Genomic DNA, 16,497 nt, shown 5'->3' with positions numbered 1-16,497 from the left:
AGCGCGTCGGTCCGGAGCGCGTCGGTCAGAGCACACCGAGCGGGACGGCCAGCCGATCGATGCGGCTGGCCATGAACGAGCGGATCTCGGCGTGGATCTCCTCCGGTGACCGCGTCGCGTCGAGCGGAAGATAACGATCGGGCTCCTTCTGCGCCAGCCGGCGGAACGCCTCGCGTACCCGGCCATGGAAGGTCAACTTCCCGGCGTCGTCCGCCTCGGCCGGGCCGTCCGGCGGCCCCGGCGGCGGACCGGGATACGCGGCCATCCGCATGCGGCGCAGGACGATCTCTGCCGGCAGATCCAACAGGACCGTGACGTCGGGAAGCAGCGCGTGCGTCGCCCACTGGGCGAGGACGGACAGCTCGTCGGTGCCGATGGCCCGGCTCACGCTCTGGAAGGCGATGAACGAGTCGACGTAACGATCGGTGATGACGATCGCTCCCCGGGCCAGCGCGGGTTCGATCACCCGCGCGACGTGTTCAGCGCGGTCCGCCGCGGTCAGCAGCGCCTCGGTCCGAGCGTGCAGCCGTACCGTCGGGTCGAGGAGCAGTTCCCGCAGGCCCGCTCCCAGCGCGGTGCCGCCGGATTCGGAGGTCACCACCACCTCCCGGCCGGAGGAGGCGAGCCACGTCCGCAGCAGCTCCACCTGGGTGCTCTTGCCGGCGCCATCGACGCCCTCGATCGCGATGAACAGGCCGGCGTGGCGGGGACGTACGGCCGCCGGCTGCCGGCCGCGCAGCGCGTTCCACAGCTCGGGCCAGACCGCGGCTCCGGTCGGGTCGTCCATCTGCCGATAGGCGAACAGGCCGACCGCGACGGCGAGCAGCCCGCCGGCGAGCAGGACCGCGGTGACGCCGTCCGCGCGGACGTTGATGTCGCCCCACAGATGGATCTCGTGCGAGCCGATGAGGCCAACGAGCCCGGGCGCGGCGGCGAGCACGAGCAGCAGGTCGATGCGGACCAGCGACTGCACCAGGGCGAAGGTGCGCCCCCGCAGCTTGTCGGAGACCTCGGCTTGGAGCAGGGTGTATCCGGTCACCCAGGCCACGCCGGCGAACGCCCCCACCGCGACCACGAGGATGCAGGCGATGACCAGGTTCGGGATGATCGCGACGATCACCAGGGTGATACCCGCCCCGGTCACGCAGACGCCGAACAGGCGAGTCCGACTGTAGTCGCCGAGCAGCCTGGGACCGGCGGCCATGCCGGCGGCGAGGCCGACGAACACCGCGCCGAAGAGCACCCCGTACGCGGAGTCGCCGCCGCCCAAGATCTCCACGTAGAGCCGGCCGAGGGCGATGACGCAGCCGGCGCCGGCGAACCCGCCCAGGATGCCCACGACGAGTCCGCGGACCAGTTTGTCCTGGCCGACGTAGCGCCATCCCTCGGTGATGGAGGCCAGGAACCCGGGCTCGGGGCCGGTCTCCGGCCGCGCGGCCCGTCCGATGCCCTTCAGTCCCCAGATCACGATTGCCGAGCCGAGGAACGTCGCCGCATTGAAGTACAACGCGAGGTCGAGCGAGGAGTCATGGAAGAACGACACGCTGGAGCCGAGCGTCCGTGAGATCGTCGCAAGCATCGTGAAGATCGTCGCGGCGATCGGGGCCGTGCCGTAAGTCATGATCAGGCTGAGGGTGTTGGCGGCTGCGAGCTGCTCCTTGGGGACCAGGTGCGGGACGCTTGCGTCCTTCGCCGGCGCCCACACCAGGGTGACCGCCTCCACCAGGAACGAGGCGATGAGCAGCCACTCGAGCGTTCCGATGATCGGGATCGACATGAACAGCCCGAACCGCATGACGTCCGTCACGACCATGGTCAGCCGGCGGTCTAGCCTGTCGGCGAGGGCACCGGCGAGTGGGCCCAGGATCAGGGCCGGCATCAACCGGACGATCAGCAGCGAGCCGATGGCGTACGCCTGCCCGGAGAAGCTCTCCTGGAGCTGGGTCACCAGTGCGGTGGTTGCCAGCAGACCCATCCAGTCACCCAGGCTGGACAGGCTGAGCTGAATCCACATCCGGCGGAACGCGGGGATCCGTAGGACGGCACGGATGTCGCTGTCGCCTCCGGCGGCGATGGCGGACGGCAGCGGCGGCGAGGGAACCGTCGTCACCGGATGCCTGCTCGGCGAGCGGTGGGCCCGCGGTCGCCGGACGGGCCGGGGTGGGCGCCGCCCGGCGTCCCGATGCCCGGCTGCATGGTCGGTGGCCACAGGGTCTCCTCCGGACGTCTCGACCGGGGTGGTGGACCTGCCGGTCACATCGGACGGCCCTGTGTCACCAGATGTGGATTCCAAGTCGCCGACAGTGAACGCCGTGACCTCGGAAACCACCCGGGGCGCGTCCGCTTCTCCAGGTTCTCCAGGGCTCCTACCGATCGGCAGCGCCATCAGTCCGTCCGGCGGGTGCCACCGGACGACGAGCTACCGGAGCTACCGGAGCCATCGGAGCCATCGCCGTCGTCCGTCACCGTCTGGGCGGTCTTGGACCTGGCGGTGCCGGTCTTCGCGGTGCCGGTCTTCGCCGTACCCGGCTTGGCCTTGGTGGTTTTCGGGCCGGTCTTCGCGGTGCCGGTGCCGGTCTTGGCGGTGCCGGCTTTCGCGGTGCCCCGGGCAGAACGCTTCGCGGTGGCCGGTCCGCGGGCCCGACGGTCTGCCAGCAGCTCCGCGGCACGCTCATCGGTGATCGTCTCGACCGTGTCACCCTTGCGCAGACTGGCGTTGGTCTCACCGTCGGTGACGTAGGGGCCGAACCGGCCATCCCGCACCACCATCGGCTTGCCGCTGGCCGGGTCGGTCCCGAGCTCTCGCAGCGGCGGGCTCTGCGCGGCCTGGCGCCGACCGCGGGCCTTGGGCTGGGAGAGCAGCACCAAGGCCTCGTCCAGGGTCACGGTGAACAACTGATCCTCGGATTCCAACGACCGACTTTCGGTGCCTTTCTTCACATATGGGCCATAGCGGCCATTCTGGGCGGTGACCTCCTCCCCGTCCTCCCCCGCACCCAGAATGCGCGGAAGGGTGAGCAACCGCACGGCGTCGTCGAGGGTCAGCGTCTCCAACGACATGCCACGCAGCAGACTGGACGTGCGCGGCGGGTCGGTGTCGGTGGTGACGTAGGGGCCGAAGCGACCCGCCTTCGCCGTGATGGTCGCCCCCGACGCCGGGTCGATTCCCAGCACCCGGTCGCCACTGGGCGCGGCCAGCAGCTCCAGCGCCTTGCCGACGGTGAGTTCGTCCGGTGCGAGATCGTCCGGCACGCTGGCACGGCGTTCCCCGTGCTGGACGTAGGGGCCGTAGCGGCCCACCCGGACGACCAGCAGGGTGCCGTCGTCGGTCTCGCCGAGGGGGATCGAGTTCACCTCGCGGGCGTCGATCTCTCCGAGCCGCTTATTGACCAGATGCTTCAGTCCGTCGGCGGCCGGGTCGGTGCCGTCGCCGGTTCCGAAGTAGAAGCGGGTCAACCAGTCGGTCGGGGCGGCCGTGCCGGCGGCGATGTCGTCGAGGTCGTCCTCCATCGTCGCGGTGAACCGGTAGTCGACCAGCCGGGTGAAGTGGTCCTCCAACAGGCCGACGACAGCGAACGCGACGAAGCTCGGCACCAGGGCCGAGCCCTTCTTCCACACGTAGCCGCGGTCCTGGATGGTGCCGATGATCGAGGCGTAGGTGGACGGCCGACCGATCCCGAGCTCCTCGAGCGTCTTGACCAGGCTGGCCTCGGTGAAGCGCGCCGGCGGGCTGGTGGTGTGCCCGCGGGGGGTCAGCGAGCGGGTGGTCAGTGGGTCGCCTTGGCGTACGTCCGGCAGCCGCCGCTCCCGGTCCTCCAGCTCCGCGTCTGGATCGTCGGCGCCCTCGACGTAGGCGCGCAGGAAGCCGGGGAAGGTGATGACCTTCCCCGATGCCGAGAACTCGGCGTCCTCCCCGGCGGACGAGGTCGCGCCGAGCCGGATCGTGGCGCTCGTGCCGCGGGCGTCCGCCATCTGGCTGGCCACCGTCCGCTGCCAGATCAGTTCGTAGAGCCGGTAGGAGTCGACGTCGAGCTCGCCACGAACCTCACCCGGGGTCCGGAAGTGGTCCCCGGCGGGTCGGATGGCCTCGTGGGCCTCCTGCGCGTTCTTGACCTTCTTGGCGTACGTGCGGGGGCGTGCCGGCACGTACTCCGGCCCGTACAGGCTCGCCGCCTGCGCGCGGGCCGCGGTCAGGGCGGTCTCGGACAGGTTCGTCGAGTCCGTCCGCATGTAGGTGATGTAGCCGTTCTCGTACAGCCGCTGCGCCACCTGCATCGTGCGCTGGCTGGAGAAACGCAGTTTACGGCCGGCCTCCTGCTGCAACGTCGAGGTCATGAAGGGCGGGTACGGCGAACGGCGGTAGGGCTTGGTCTCCACCGAGCGCACCGTGAATGCGGCGTCGGCGAGCCGCTCGGCCAGCGACCGGGCGGCGGCCTCGTCCAGCCGCATCACCCCGGAGGAGACGAGTTGCCCCGTCGGGGAGAAGTCACGGCCCGTCGCGATCCGGTTGCCGTGCAGGGCGACCAGGGTCGCCGGGAGCGGGGCCTTCTCGACCCCGTCGCCGCGGGCGGATCCGGTGCCGGGTCCGCCCGGCCCGGACCCCGGTGTGCCGTCCGCGTCCGACCACGCCTGGCGGGCGACGGTCGTCCCGAACAGGCCCTCGATGTTCCAGTACTCTGCCGAGCGGAACCGCATCCGGGCACGTTCCCGCTCCACCAGGATGCGGGTCGCCACGCTCTGGACCCGGCCCGCCGACAGCCTCGGCATGACCTTCTTCCACAGTACGGGAGAGACTTCGTAGCCGTAGAGGCGGTCCAGGATGCGACGCGTTTCCTGAGCGTGGACCAGGTTCTTGTCGATCTCGCGCGGATTGTCGACGGCCCGCTGGATCGCCTGGGGGGTGATCTCGTGGAACACCATCCGCTTGACCGGCACCGTCGGCTTCAGCGTCTGGAGCAGATGCCAGGCGATGGCCTCGCCCTCGCGGTCCTCATCCGTCGCGAGGTAGAGCTCGCTGGCGTCTTTCACGAGCGCCTTGAGCTTGCTGACCTGCGGTTTCTTGTCCGGCGTCACGATGTAGAGCGGTTCGAAGTCGTTGTCGACGTCGACGCCGAGCCGAGCCCACGGCTTGCCCTTGTGCGCGGCCGGGACATCGGCGGCACTGCGCGGGAGGTCACGGATGTGCCCGATGCTGGATTCGACCTGCCACCCCGGACCGAGATAGCCGGCGATCGTCTTCGCCTTCGCCGGCGACTCCACGATCACCAGGCGGTTGCCCGGGCCCCGGCCGGAGCCGGTGGCGCGGCTGCCGTGGGCGCCGCTGGCTCCGCCTGAGCCGTTCTCCGAATGGCCAGTCCCCGTTCGCCCGTTCGCCGTCCTGCTGTTTGCCGTCCGGCTGGTGGCGCCGACGGGTACGTCGGCGGATGCCTCGCTCGAGCCGGTCTCCGGCGGGAGCCCGGCCTCGGTGGGCTCGGCGACCGGTGCGGATGACCGCGCGGTCGCCCGTGTCGTCGTCTTCGTGCGCGCTGGCACTTCTCTCCTCGGTGCGACGTGCTCGTTTTAGTGCTCTGTGGGGCGAAAGCGTAGGTTGCTTCTACGGAGCGTAGGTCTCGAACATGGCGGATGTTGCGGAGGCGGAGCGCGTTACTGGATCTGGCGGGGGCGGTACGGGTGTCCGGCGGACGGTGGTCGTGCGGGTGGCGGCCGTCGGAGTGAGAGCGGTGCCTCGCAGCACCGTACGCCGCCATTCCGTCTCGCGGATCCTCCCGTCCCGGTATGGCGACCGTAGCCCGACGCTCACCCACTGCTTCTCCGATCCGATGTGGGTGGCGCGGATGGTCCGCCGGCGCATCACCCGGCCCACGGGCGGTGCCGATCCCGCATCCCGAGGTTCCACCGGTTCCCGAGGTTCCATCGGTGCGAAACAGCGCCGCCGACCCGCGTGGCCTCGTGCGAGCCGCGGGGGTCGGCGGTGACGGAACGATGTGGGTCAGGCGTTGATCTTCTCGCTGAGGGTCGGTGTCGATTGTGTCATAGCGGGCACATCGTTGATCATTGAGCTCCGTCGCTTGGAGATGATGATCACGGCGGCGATGGCGGCGAGGGCGGCGAGGGCGACACCGATGCGCAGCCCCGTGTTCTCGTCCGCGCCCACCGAGTACTTCACGACTGTCGGAGCGATCAACAGGCTGACCAGATTCATCACCTTGAGCAGCGGGTTGATCGAAGGGCCGGCGGTGTCCTTGAATGGATCTCCCACGGTATCGCCGATCACCGTGGCCGCGTGGACCTCCGAACCCTTTCCGCCGTGGTTGCCGTCCTCGACCATCTTCTTCGCGTTATCCCAGGCCCCGCCGGAGTTCGCGAGGAACACGGCCATCAGCACGCCGGCGGCGATGGCGCCGCCGAGGAACGCGCCGAGCGGCGGGTATCCCAGGCCGAAACCGACCGCGATCGGGGCGAGAACCGCCAGCGTCCCCGGTGTAATCAGTTCACGGAGCGAATCGCGGGTGCAGATGTCGACGACCGCACTGTAATCCGGCTTCTCGTCGCCGGTCATGATTCCAGGCCTGGACCGGAACTGGTTGCGCACCTCCAGGACGACCCGCCCGGCCGCGCGGCCCACCGCATTGATCGCGAGCCCGGAGAACAGGAAGACCACGGATGCCCCTATGGTGAGCCCGACCAGCGCGTCGGGGTAGGCGATGTTCAGGCCGCCAACGATGCCCCGACCCGCCTCGGGCAGCGCTCCGGCCTCGCGGAGAGCCGTCGTCACGGTGTCGGTGAACGAGCCGAACAGCGCGGAGGCGGCGAGCACCGCGGTGGCGATCGCGATGCCCTTCGTGATCGCCTTGGTGGTGTTGCCGACGGCGTCGAGCGAGGTGAGGATGGCTGCGCCCGCCTCGTCCATGTCGCCGGACATCTCGGCGATGCCCTGCGCGTTGTCGCTCACCGGCCCGAAGGTGTCCATCGAGACGATGACACCCACCGTCGTCAGCAGACCGGTCCCCGCCAGCGCCACCGCGAACAGCGCGATCGTGACGCTGCCGGAGCCGAGCAGGTAGGCGCCGAAGACCGCGGCACCGATGAGAAGCGAAGAATAGACCGCCGACTCCAGACCTACCCCGATTCCGGCGAGGATGTTGGTGGCCGGTCCGGTGAGCGACGCCTTTGCGATGTCCTGCACCGGCCGCCGGCCGGTCTCGGTGAAATACCCGGTGAGCAGCTGGATGGCGGCGGCGAGCACGATCCCGATCAGGACCGCGCCGATCGCGATCACTCGTGGATTGCCAGACTGGGTGCTCCCCTGCATCCCGGGGAAATCGGCGAAGCTCGCCGGGAGGTAGAGCAGCGAGACGGCGACGACGCCGACCGCGGACACCACCGCGGAGATGAAGAAACCCCGGTTGATGGCGGACATTCCGGTGCGGTCACCGGCCCGCGGCGACACCGCGAAGATTCCGATGACCGCGGTCACAACCCCGACCGCTGGGATGAGCAGGGGGAACACCAGGCCGCGTTCGCCGAACGCCTCGACCCCGAGAATCAGCGCCGCGACGAGCGTCACCGCATAGGATTCGAACAGGTCGGCGGCCATGCCGGCGCAGTCGCCGACGTTGTCGCCGACGTTGTCGGCGATCGTCGCGGCGTTGCGGGGATCATCCTCGGGAATCCCCTGTTCCACCTTGCCAACCAGGTCCGCCCCAACATCGGCGGCCTTGGTGAAGATCCCTCCGCCTACTCGCATGAACATCGCGAGCAGAGCGGCGCCGAATCCGAATCCCTCCAGGACCTGGGGGGCGGTGTCCCGGAAGACGAGGACCACAGCCGCCGCCCCCAGGAGCCCGAGACCGACGGTGAACATCCCCACCACCCCGCCGGTGCGGAAGGCGATGCGGACGGCGGCTCGTTCCCCTCGGGTCATGGCGGCGGCCGCGGTGCGGGTGTTGGCCCGGGTCGCCAGCGACATCCCGACGGATCCGACCAACGCGGAGAAGATCGCACCGACCACGAAGAAGATCGACCGACCGATCTTTGCTCCAGTGTTCTCGGCTGGCAGGAGCAGTAGTACGAAGGGGATGACGACGACGAATCCCGCGAGTGTGGTGAACTGCCGTCTGAGATAGGCTTCGGCCCCCTCCTGGACCGCCCGGCCGACCTCCACCATCCTCGGGGTGCCCGGACTCGCCGCCAATACCTCACGAACCAGATAACCGGCAACAAGCAATGCGAGGGCTGCGACTATCGCCACACCGGCGACCAGTCCGAGGGCTCTGCCGCTAAGGTCAATTCCAGCACCCTCGGCCTGTAGGGCTTGGATCGAGGACATGGCTCCTCCCGGTCTGCTCTGTGCGCCCTCCGTGAGGGTGCCGGTGCTCTTGGGCGCCCTCACGGCGGTCGCCACGGCATCGAGACGGTCACGGTCACGCGCCGCATCCGGCGACGCTTTGGGCGAGATCGGCCGATTCTTCCCATTTCTAGACATCTGACCGGTCTCGCGGGAAGCACCAAGGGAATCACGGATGGTTGGATCAGCCGTCCATGAGATGCGGCGGAGTCTATCCACACGTCTGTGACGTGCGCTCGTTTTTCGGTAGCGGCGGCCCGGGTCGCGTGCTCTCGGGTACCTCTCACCGCCCTGGCGATAATCCGGAAACGGGTCGATTCGGGAATATTCGGTGTAAAAAGATCACTTGTGCTATTGCTGACATGGCAGACTGGCGCCGTGGCTCCACCTCAATGTCAGGTTCTAGGTGCCCCGCCTTCGGAACCTGGCGCGGGGCACATGGCGGCACGGTCGGAGGCTGGAACAGTCGCCAGGCCCAGGCAGGGAGACCGGAGAGGTCCTACACCGCGGATTCGCAGGGATCCGATGTGGCGCCGGTGTGCCAGGTCATCGCGACAACCGTACCCACGCCGTCGGGGCCGCGCCTGATCTCGATCTCGTCGACGAGTCCCTCGATGAGGGCGAGTCCGAGCCCCGGTGGGAAACCGGAGTTGTCCTCCGAGAGATCGTCGTCCGCCGGTTCCGCCCAACCTGGCGGCTGAGTCGACTCGGATTCGAGTTCGAGCAGGGTGGTCGCGGTGACGAGGCCACCGTCCGGACCGGGGGCGACCTCGTCTCCGGTTCTACCGCAGTCGGCCACCGTGATGGTGAAGGAATCGGCGCCGTCGATGAGCGCGACATGCACCGGGGCCTGCGGCGCATGCTTGCGGTTGACGCGCACCGCTCGGGTGCATGCCTCCGTCACCGCAAGTTTGATCTCGTCGGCCGCGCTGACCGGAACTCCTGCGCGCCGGCTGACCGCCGTCGCGATCATCCTGGCGGTACGAACGTGCCCGTTCAGGGCAGCGAACCGCAGCTCAACGGTGGGCATACGGCGGGCCTGCCTTTCGCGAAAGAGTGATGTCCGGCTCAGTCGCTCGCGGCAAGGGCTTCCTCGACGGAGGAGTGGATGGGGAAGACCTTGGTCAGGCCGGTGATCCGGAAAATCTTCAGGATGCGCTCCTGAGTGCAGACCAGACGCAGTGAACCCTCGTGCGCACGCACCCGCTTGAGCCCGCCGACGAGGACCCCGAGGCCCGTCGAATCGAGGAACTCGACGCCTTCCATGTCGACGACGAGGTGGTATGACCCCCCGGACACGAGATCGATGAGCTGCTCGCGAAGCTTCGGCGCGGTGTAGACGTCGATCTCGCCGCCCACCACCACGACCGTGTGGTTGCCTTCTTGGCGTGTCGTGAGGGACAGGTCCACGGATCCTCCTTGTGTGCCTCCGGCCGTCCCGTGCTTCGGGCGACCGACATCACGGCGCCATTACCCTCCCACGAGGAGGATCAATCCGGTGTGCCGCGACACAGATCGCGGGTCCGGTGTTGCGGCGTCGCCGGCTGATGACGTCTGATGAAATGTATCCCCGATCTTGGCGCTCGCGTGGGGGTCGACCGACTGCATCGGCGGTTTCGACGCAGCTGGTCCCGCGGGGACACTCTGTGGTCCGCCTGTCGTCTTGTCGTCGGCATCGCTGCCCGTAGCCACGCCGAGATGTTCCCCGGACCGGGATCCGGGATCCTCGGGCTCGATCGGCCGGGGGCCCGAGAGGGCGATGCTCCGGGGGTTTGTCCGGCTGAAGGGCGCCGTGACCGCGTCGAGACGCATATCCTCGATCGTCGTGGGCTCGCCGGTGGATGTCGACGGTGCGGACACGGCCCTTGCCGGGCTGCGCCGCGACGTGCGACGAGCGCGGTGCATGACGCACATCGAGCGCGTCCCTGCCCGGGACGGCTGCCCGGCGCCATGGCCGGACTGGATCGATCCGGTCCTGCGGGGACGGTGGACGGCCGCCGGGATCGCGAGCCCCTGGAGCCACCAGGCGGCTGCCGCCGAGGCCGCGTACGCTGGGCGCAGCGTGGTGCTGGCGACCGGCACGGCCTCGGGCAAGTCGCTTGGCTATCTGATGCCGGTGCTGTCCCGGCTGCTCGCCGAGCCCGGTGCCCGGGCACTCTACCTGGCGCCCACGAAGGCGCTGGCCCACGACCAGCTTAGAGCCGTGCGGTCGCTGCGGCTCACCGGTATCCGGGCCGCCGCGTTCGACGGGGACACGCCGGCGGCCGAACGGGACTGGGTCCGGGCGCACGCCGGCCTGGTCCTGACCAACCCCGACATGCTCCACCGTGGCATCCTGCCCTTCCACCGGCGGTGGGCCCAGTTCCTGCGCGGCCTGCGTTACGTCGTCGTCGACGAGTGCCACGGCTACCGAGGGGTATTCGGCGCACACGTGGCCGCGGTGATCCGCCGGCTGCGGCGGATCTGCGCGCGCTACGGGACCGATCCGGTGTTCCTGCTTGCGTCCGCGACCGTCGCCGATCCCGGGGTCTCGGCCGCACGGCTCACCGGCGTGGAGGTCGAGGTGGTCGACGTCGACGGATCTCCGCGGGGGCCACTGGACTTCGTGCTCTACGAACCTCCGCTGCTCACGGCCGGGCAGAGCTCGCCGGACCGGGAGGACCCGACCTCCGCGCCCGGCCCGGGCGAGAACGGCGCCCCCGTCCGCCGGTCGGTGACCGCCGAGTCCGCGGATCTGCTGGCGGACCTCGTCGCGGACGGTGTGCGCACCCTGGTCTTCGTCCGCTCGCGACGGGCCGCCGAGGTGGTGGCGGTGACTGCCCGCCGCGAACTCGGTCGGATCGCTGCAGACCTCGTCGACCGGGTGGCGGCGTATCGGGCGGGCTACCTGCCGGAGGAGCGACGGGCCCTGGAGGAGGATCTCCGCTCGGGCGCCCTGCTCGGGGCGGCCGCGACGCCGGCACTCGAGCTCGGGGTGGACATCAGCGGGCTGGACGCCACCGTCACCGCCGGTTTTCCTGGCACGCTCGCCTCGCTCTGGCAGCAGGCCGGGCGCGCCGGGCGGGATGGCCGGCGATCGCTGGCCGTGTTGGTCGCCCGGGACGATCCGCTTGACACCTACCTGGTGCATCATCCCGAAGCCGTCTTCGGACGGCCGGTGGAGGCCAGCGTCTTCGACCCCGACAATCCCTACGTGCTCGCTCCGCACCTGGAGTGCGCCGCGGCCGAGTTGGCGCTGACCGAGGCGGATCTGGCGTTGTTCGGACCGACCGCTGCGTTCGCCGTCGACGACCTGGTCCGCCGAGGACGGCTGCGCCGCCGGCCCACGGGCTGGTTCTGGACGCAACGGGCCCGGCCGGATGTGGACATCCGAGGGGCGGGAGGACCACCGGTTCGCATCGTCGAAGCGCGGACCGGCCGGCTCCTGGGCACTGTGGACGCCGCGACCTCGCACACGACGGTGCACGCTGGCGCGGTCTATCTTCACCAGGGATCGAGCTTCGTGGTCGAGGACCTCGACCTCGAGGAATCCGTCGCGTTCGTATGCGAGTCGACGCCGGAATGGACGACCACCGCGCGTGACCACACCGACATCAGGGTGGTGGAGTCGTCGCGATCCCGGGTGCTGCCCGACGTGGAGGTGCACCTCGGCGTGGTCGAGGTCACCAGCCAGGTCGTCGGATACCAGCGGCGGCTGATCGCGACGGGCGAGGTGCTCGGGCAGGAGCCTCTCGATCTGCCGCCGCGTCAGCTGCGAACCCGGGCCGTCTGGTACACGCTGTCCGACGACCTGCTTGCCCGAGCCGCGATCGAGCCGGCGGACGTCCCCGGCGCCGTCCACGCCGCCGAACACGCGGCGATCGGTCTGCTCCCGCTGTTCGCGACCTGTGACCGTTGGGACATCGGCGGTGTCTCGACCGCGCGCCATCCGGACACCGAACGCACCAGCGTCTTCGTCTACGACGGACACGCCGGCGGGGCGGGTTTCGCCGAACGGGGATTTCTCCGAATCGGTGCCTGGCTGGCTGCGACCCGGGACGCGATCGAAGCGTGTGAGTGCCCGGCGGGGTGCCCGTCGTGCGTCCAGTCGCCCAAATGCGGAAATGGCAATGAGCCGCTCGATAAGGCGGCTGCCTGGCGGCTCCTCGCCGCGGTGACCGCCATGGAGTCGAAATGAAATAACTTGCGCGTTTCGAACCCTCCACAGGCCTGTGACCTGCGATGATGCTCTCGATCACGTATTTGTTACTTCATTACGTCCCCCATGATCGGCTAGCCCCGTGACCACTTCGCCGCGGCGTGGTTCCCCCGCGACCGGACCCGGGTATGTCGACCAGATCGGCTTTTCTCCGTCGTTTATGCCAACGTCCATGGTTTTGGAGGTCTCGGTGGTAACCGTCGGTGTCGTGCTGTTGCTGGTGGCTGGAGTTCTCACCGCGGATCTCGTGTTGGAGAACAGCGGCCACACCGATGTCCTGATCATGGGGCAGATGCTCTCGTTCGACATCTGGGGCCTGTTCGTCCTCGGCCTGGTAACGGGAGTGCTGGTAGCGGCCGGCGTGCAGCTCTTCCTGCAGGGCCTCGCGCGGGATCGCCGCCGCCACCGGATGGAACGCCAGCGCGCCCGGGAGATGGAGGCGCTGGTGCGTTCCGCGCCAGCCGCGCCCGCCACCAGCGCCCCCCGGTCCGTCGAAGCCGACACCGGCGGGGCACGAACCCGGACGGCCCCGCCCCAGGCGCGTCCGGCCTCCGCGACCGCTCCGATGCCCGCGACTGCTCCCACTGCAGCGTCCTCGGGCCAGATCATCACCCATCCCCACCGGGGTGACCGGATCGTCGCCCGCGTCGCTGATCTGCGGCGCCGTGACAGTGGCGGTGATGCGGCGAGTGGCGCCGCCCAACCTCGCGAGGGCGTCCGTTCCGGAACCGGGTCGTCCACGCCGACTGGGAAGTAGACACCCTCCGCTCCTCCCCACGGCCCGGCACGGGCACGGGCGGACAGCTCCGGGAGCGGGCCGAGTACCGCCGGTAGGCGCGCGAGGACCGTCACCTCGACGGCGTTGCCGTCGACCCGGCAGGCCGCCAGCCGCGCCCCGTTGGCTGCGCTGACCTCGTCGGCCCGCGCGCACATCGTCCGCTGGTTGGTGGGCGGCATCGCTGCGGCCGCGAGGGCGGCGAGATCCGCCGCTCCAGCGGCCCGCTGCCGGACCGTGCTGATCACCGTCACGGTGAACGCGACGCTCACCAGCGAGAGCAGCGCGAACAGGACGGCCAGCAGCCATACCGTCGCGGACCCTGCATCGGGGGCCGCGGCGGACGGCGCTACCCCCGGCGTGACGGTCGGCAGCGTCCTCAGCCGGCGCGTCCCGCTCACGACGCCATCCGGGCCGGGCATCCGGTGGGGGCATCGGACGGAAGATCGGCCGTCGCTTCGACGGGGGTGACGGCCCGCGCCGCCACCTCGATGCCGGGAACCAGCCGGCTGACGCCGATGCCACCGACGTGCACCGACACCTGTACCTCGAGCCGACCCGCGCCACGGTGCAGCGTCACGGTGGAGCCGACGGGTGCCGCCTGGATCACCACGGTATGCACGGCCGAATCCGGCTCCCCCCTGGCAGCCAAGCGGGCGCCGATGCGTGCCGCGTCGGCGCATCGGGCCTGGGCTGCGACGGCACCGAGCATCCAGGCGGCCAGGAAGAAGACGACGAACAGTGAGGGCAGGCCGATCGCGAGCTCGGCGGTGGCCTGGCCGCGGTCCGGCCCGCGGACGGATCTCCCACGTCGACGGGTCACCGGCCGCGGCGGCCGCTGGGAGGAGCGCACAGGCATCACGGCCGCGCTCAGAACGCCACGGTCAGCGCGCGCTGCACCACCGAGGAGACCAGCGACCGGGTCGCGGAGCTTGACACCACCGCGTAGAGGACGCCGGCGAACGCCACGGCCGCAAGCGTGCCGACCGCGTACTCGGCGGTGGACATGCCGTGGTCGCGGGCCTGGACGGCCGGGCGCCACACGCTGAGGAGCCGCCGGGACACCGGCCATCGTGACAGGCGTCGGCACGAGGAGCGGGCTGCCAGGAACATGAGAACTACCTCCGGGACAGGGGAGGATCGGGATCGAGCGATGGGTCAGGCCTGGATGCTCGGCGCCGCGGTGGCAGCTGGATGATCGGGACTTCAGGCCGGCAACAGCGCGGGGACGGATCCGAGGACCATGGGGACCACTCCGAGCAGGAGAAAAGCGGGAAGGAAGCACAGGCCCAGGGGCGCGACCGCCAGGACACCTGCCCGACGAGCCGCGGCGATGCTCTCCGCGTGGGCTTCGTCCCTGGCACGATCGGCCAGTCGGGTGAGAGTGGCGGCGAGCTTCGCCCCGGACGTCTCCGCGCGATCGAGCGCCATGATCGCTGCCCGCACCATCCTGGCCCGCCGGGATGGCGGGGTCACGCGTCCGCGGCGAGCCCATCCGGGCAACCGGTCGGTGAGCTGGGGAGCATGACTCGCGGCCACCAGTCGCTCGCAGGCGGCGCCCACCGTGGCGCCCGCCGCGAGTGCATCGCCTACGGAGCACAGTTCCGCGCCCAACACACCACCGGTGGCGGCGCCGACGGCCCGCACCGCCGACACGATGGTCCCCCCGCTGCGCAGACACGCCGCGATCAGGTCCAGCGCCAGGGGAAAGTCGGCGAGGAACCGGTCGTGCCCCGCGGCGGAGGTCGGGGGCGCGACGCCCGTTGCATCCACGGCTACCGGCCCTCCCCGTCGCTCCACGCCGTCCGCCAAGCGGCGAAGCCAGCGGACTCCGACCAGGTCGGCGAGCCCGCCCACGAGCAGGCATCCGATCCCCGCCGGCGTGCCCAGCAACACCGCGATCGGCGCTGCTCCCGCGAGCGACCCCAGGACGATTCCGGCCAGCGGGAGCGAGGCCACCAGCCGTCCGGATGACCGGGGCCCGGCCAGTGCCGAGGTCAGCTCGCCCGCCCGCACCGCGTCGGCGCGGGCGACCGCCGCGAGCATCGTCGCGACGGGAGCCAGCCTTGCGCCGACGGCCGCGCAGACCTGGTAGGCGACTCCGAGCTGTCGCAGTGATGACGCCTCACTGCGGCACAACAATGGACCGGGCTCCTCCGTCCGGTCGAGCGCGGCACCGAGCTGGTCCAGGGGCACCCAGGCCGATCGTCCCGTCGGTGCCGCAACGAGTTCGTCGATGCCGCCCGCCGCCCGGCGCAGGGCCTCGAGCTGGGGTGCGCCGGCGTCGAGCTCGGCCGCGAACGCGGCGAGGAGGTCTTCGGCGGACTGGCGGACCGCCACCTGCCTACGCCGCTCCCGTGACCGCCGTCGCGCCCGGGCGAGACAGCAGAGCAGCACGGCCACGACGCCCGCCGCCACCGGTCCGGCGGCCAGCGTGAGCAGGACGGCACCGAGGACCAGGCCGATTCCCGAACCGATCACGGTTCCGGTCCTCGGCCGGGTGACTGCGACGGTTGCCGGGACGGTCCCCACGCGCTCGAGTACGGTCATGCTCGCCTCCGCACCTGCGACCCGGCGTCGACCAGGGTTGGAAGCGAGACACCGCGCACGTCCAGCAGGTCGCGCAGGATCGGCAGGCCCTCCGCCGGCGTCGGGTCGCAGGCGCGCATGGCTAGCCCGTTCCGGGAAGGTGAGGCAGGAACGACCAGGGCCGGCACGACCTGAACCAGTCCGCTGCCCGCCTGGCGGAACACCCCGATCGCGCAGACCCGGCGGCGGCCGTCGGCCTCCCGGCGAAGATGAACGGCGGTGTGGATCGCTGCCGCGATCTGGCTGTGGACCGCTGGGCGGGACAGCCCGGCGAGGGCGGCGAGAGCCTCCAGACGGGTGGGCAGCGCACTGGTGTCGTTGGCGTGCACGGTGCTCAACCCGCCCTCGTGACCGGTGTTGAGGGCGACGAGGAGATCGAGCACCTCGGGGCCGCGGACCTCGCCGAGCACCAGCCGGTCCGGGCGCATGCGCAGCGCCTGGCGGACCAGATCGCGCTGGGTCACCTCGCCAGCGCCCTCGATGTTCGGCGAGCGGGCCTCGAGCCGCACCATCCCCGGACGGTCCATGACGAGCTCGGCGGTGTCCTCCACTAGGGCCTGTTTGGGAAGTTTATCGGGGCAGCCATTC

The 16,497-nt window shown here is 70.3% G+C and carries 11 protein-coding genes and 1 pseudogene; 2 read left to right on the top strand and 10 right to left on the bottom strand.

Annotated features, from left to right (window positions below):
* Positions 1 to 25: 25 nt before the first annotated feature.
* The 5 genes from tmk to AC08OU_RS03670 form a co-directional block, all read right to left on the bottom strand.
* Positions 26 to 2,209 (bottom strand): dTMP kinase, encoded by a 2,184-nt coding sequence (tmk, locus tag AC08OU_RS03690; protein WP_476598867.1) that lies wholly within the window; start codon positions 2,207 to 2,209, stop codon positions 26 to 28.
* A gap of 176 nt (positions 2,210 to 2,385) precedes the next feature.
* Positions 2,386 to 5,532 carry a type I DNA topoisomerase gene (gene topA / locus AC08OU_RS03685; protein WP_476604357.1) on the bottom strand — a complete coding sequence of 1,049 codons (3,147 nt, stop codon included), beginning with the start codon at positions 5,530 to 5,532 and terminating at the stop codon, positions 2,386 to 2,388.
* Between the two features lie 457 nt (positions 5,533 to 5,989).
* A complete protein-coding gene (locus tag AC08OU_RS03680; RefSeq protein WP_476604356.1) occupies positions 5,990 to 8,329 on the bottom strand; it encodes a sodium-translocating pyrophosphatase in 2,340 nt (779 codons plus the stop codon).
* Between the two features lie 517 nt (positions 8,330 to 8,846).
* Positions 8,847 to 9,377: an ATP-binding protein gene (locus AC08OU_RS03675; RefSeq protein ID WP_462202610.1), complete on the bottom strand. Its 531-nt coding sequence runs from the start codon at positions 9,375 to 9,377 to the stop codon at positions 8,847 to 8,849.
* Between the two features lie 38 nt (positions 9,378 to 9,415).
* A complete protein-coding gene (locus AC08OU_RS03670) occupies positions 9,416 to 9,757 on the bottom strand; it encodes an STAS domain-containing protein (protein ID WP_462185864.1) in 342 nt (113 codons plus the stop codon).
* Between the two features lie 349 nt (positions 9,758 to 10,106).
* On the opposite strand from AC08OU_RS03670, the gene AC08OU_RS03665 reads away from it, so the two are divergent.
* Positions 10,107 to 12,524 carry a DEAD/DEAH box helicase gene (locus AC08OU_RS03665; RefSeq protein ID WP_476604355.1) on the top strand — a complete coding sequence of 806 codons (2,418 nt, stop codon included), beginning with the start codon at positions 10,107 to 10,109 and terminating at the stop codon, positions 12,522 to 12,524.
* 211 nt (positions 12,525 to 12,735) lie between these two features.
* Positions 12,736 to 13,302, top strand: coding sequence for a hypothetical protein (locus AC08OU_RS03660; protein ID WP_476602076.1), 567 nt, complete (start codon positions 12,736 to 12,738; stop codon positions 13,300 to 13,302).
* Positions 13,303 to 13,334: 32 nt separating this feature from the next.
* Here the strand turns inward: AC08OU_RS03660 and AC08OU_RS03655 are convergent.
* From AC08OU_RS03655 to AC08OU_RS03635, 5 genes and pseudogenes are all read right to left on the bottom strand, one after another.
* A pseudogene (locus AC08OU_RS03655) lies at positions 13,335 to 13,742 on the bottom strand (Rv3654c family TadE-like protein); the annotation flags it as partial.
* Positions 13,718 to 14,179, bottom strand: a complete 462-nt coding sequence (locus AC08OU_RS03650; RefSeq protein ID WP_462202813.1) for a TadE family type IV pilus minor pilin — start codon at positions 14,177 to 14,179, stop codon at positions 13,718 to 13,720. The gene AC08OU_RS03650 and the pseudogene AC08OU_RS03655, both read right to left, overlap by 25 nt.
* Before the next feature lie 11 nt (positions 14,180 to 14,190).
* Positions 14,191 to 14,385: a DUF4244 domain-containing protein gene (locus AC08OU_RS03645; RefSeq protein ID WP_041258051.1), complete on the bottom strand. Its 195-nt coding sequence runs from the start codon at positions 14,383 to 14,385 to the stop codon at positions 14,191 to 14,193.
* 141 nt (positions 14,386 to 14,526) lie between these two features.
* Entirely contained in the window at positions 14,527 to 15,870 is a 1,344-nt protein-coding gene (locus tag AC08OU_RS03640) for a type II secretion system F family protein (protein ID WP_476602074.1), read from the bottom strand.
* The coding region (locus AC08OU_RS03635; RefSeq protein WP_476604354.1) for an ATPase, T2SS/T4P/T4SS family at positions 15,867 to 16,497 on the bottom strand (631 nt) is incomplete at its 5' end. The genes AC08OU_RS03635 and AC08OU_RS03640, both read right to left, overlap by 4 nt.

Source organism: Frankia sp. CcMO1 (genome assembly GCF_977945845.1).
The sequence above is the reverse complement of the archived record's forward strand: the minus strand, read 5'-3'. Positions and strand labels throughout refer to the sequence as shown.

Bases quoted from the DNA above. Each gene is read 5' to 3' on its own strand.
- AC08OU_RS03680 (WP_476604356.1), bottom strand. From the start codon at position 8,329: ATGTCCTCGATCCAAGCCCTACAGGCCGAGGGTGCTGGAATTGACCTT.
- AC08OU_RS03675 (WP_462202610.1), bottom strand. From the start codon at position 9,377: ATGCCCACCGTTGAGCTGCGGTTCGCTGCCCTGAACGGGCACGTTCGT.
- AC08OU_RS03665 (WP_476604355.1), top strand. From the start codon at position 10,107: ATGCTCCGGGGGTTTGTCCGGCTGAAGGGCGCCGTGACCGCGTCGAGA.
- AC08OU_RS03650 (WP_462202813.1), bottom strand. From the start codon at position 14,179: ATGCCTGTGCGCTCCTCCCAGCGGCCGCCGCGGCCGGTGACCCGTCGA.
- AC08OU_RS03640 (WP_476602074.1), bottom strand. From the start codon at position 15,870: ATGACCGTACTCGAGCGCGTGGGGACCGTCCCGGCAACCGTCGCAGTC.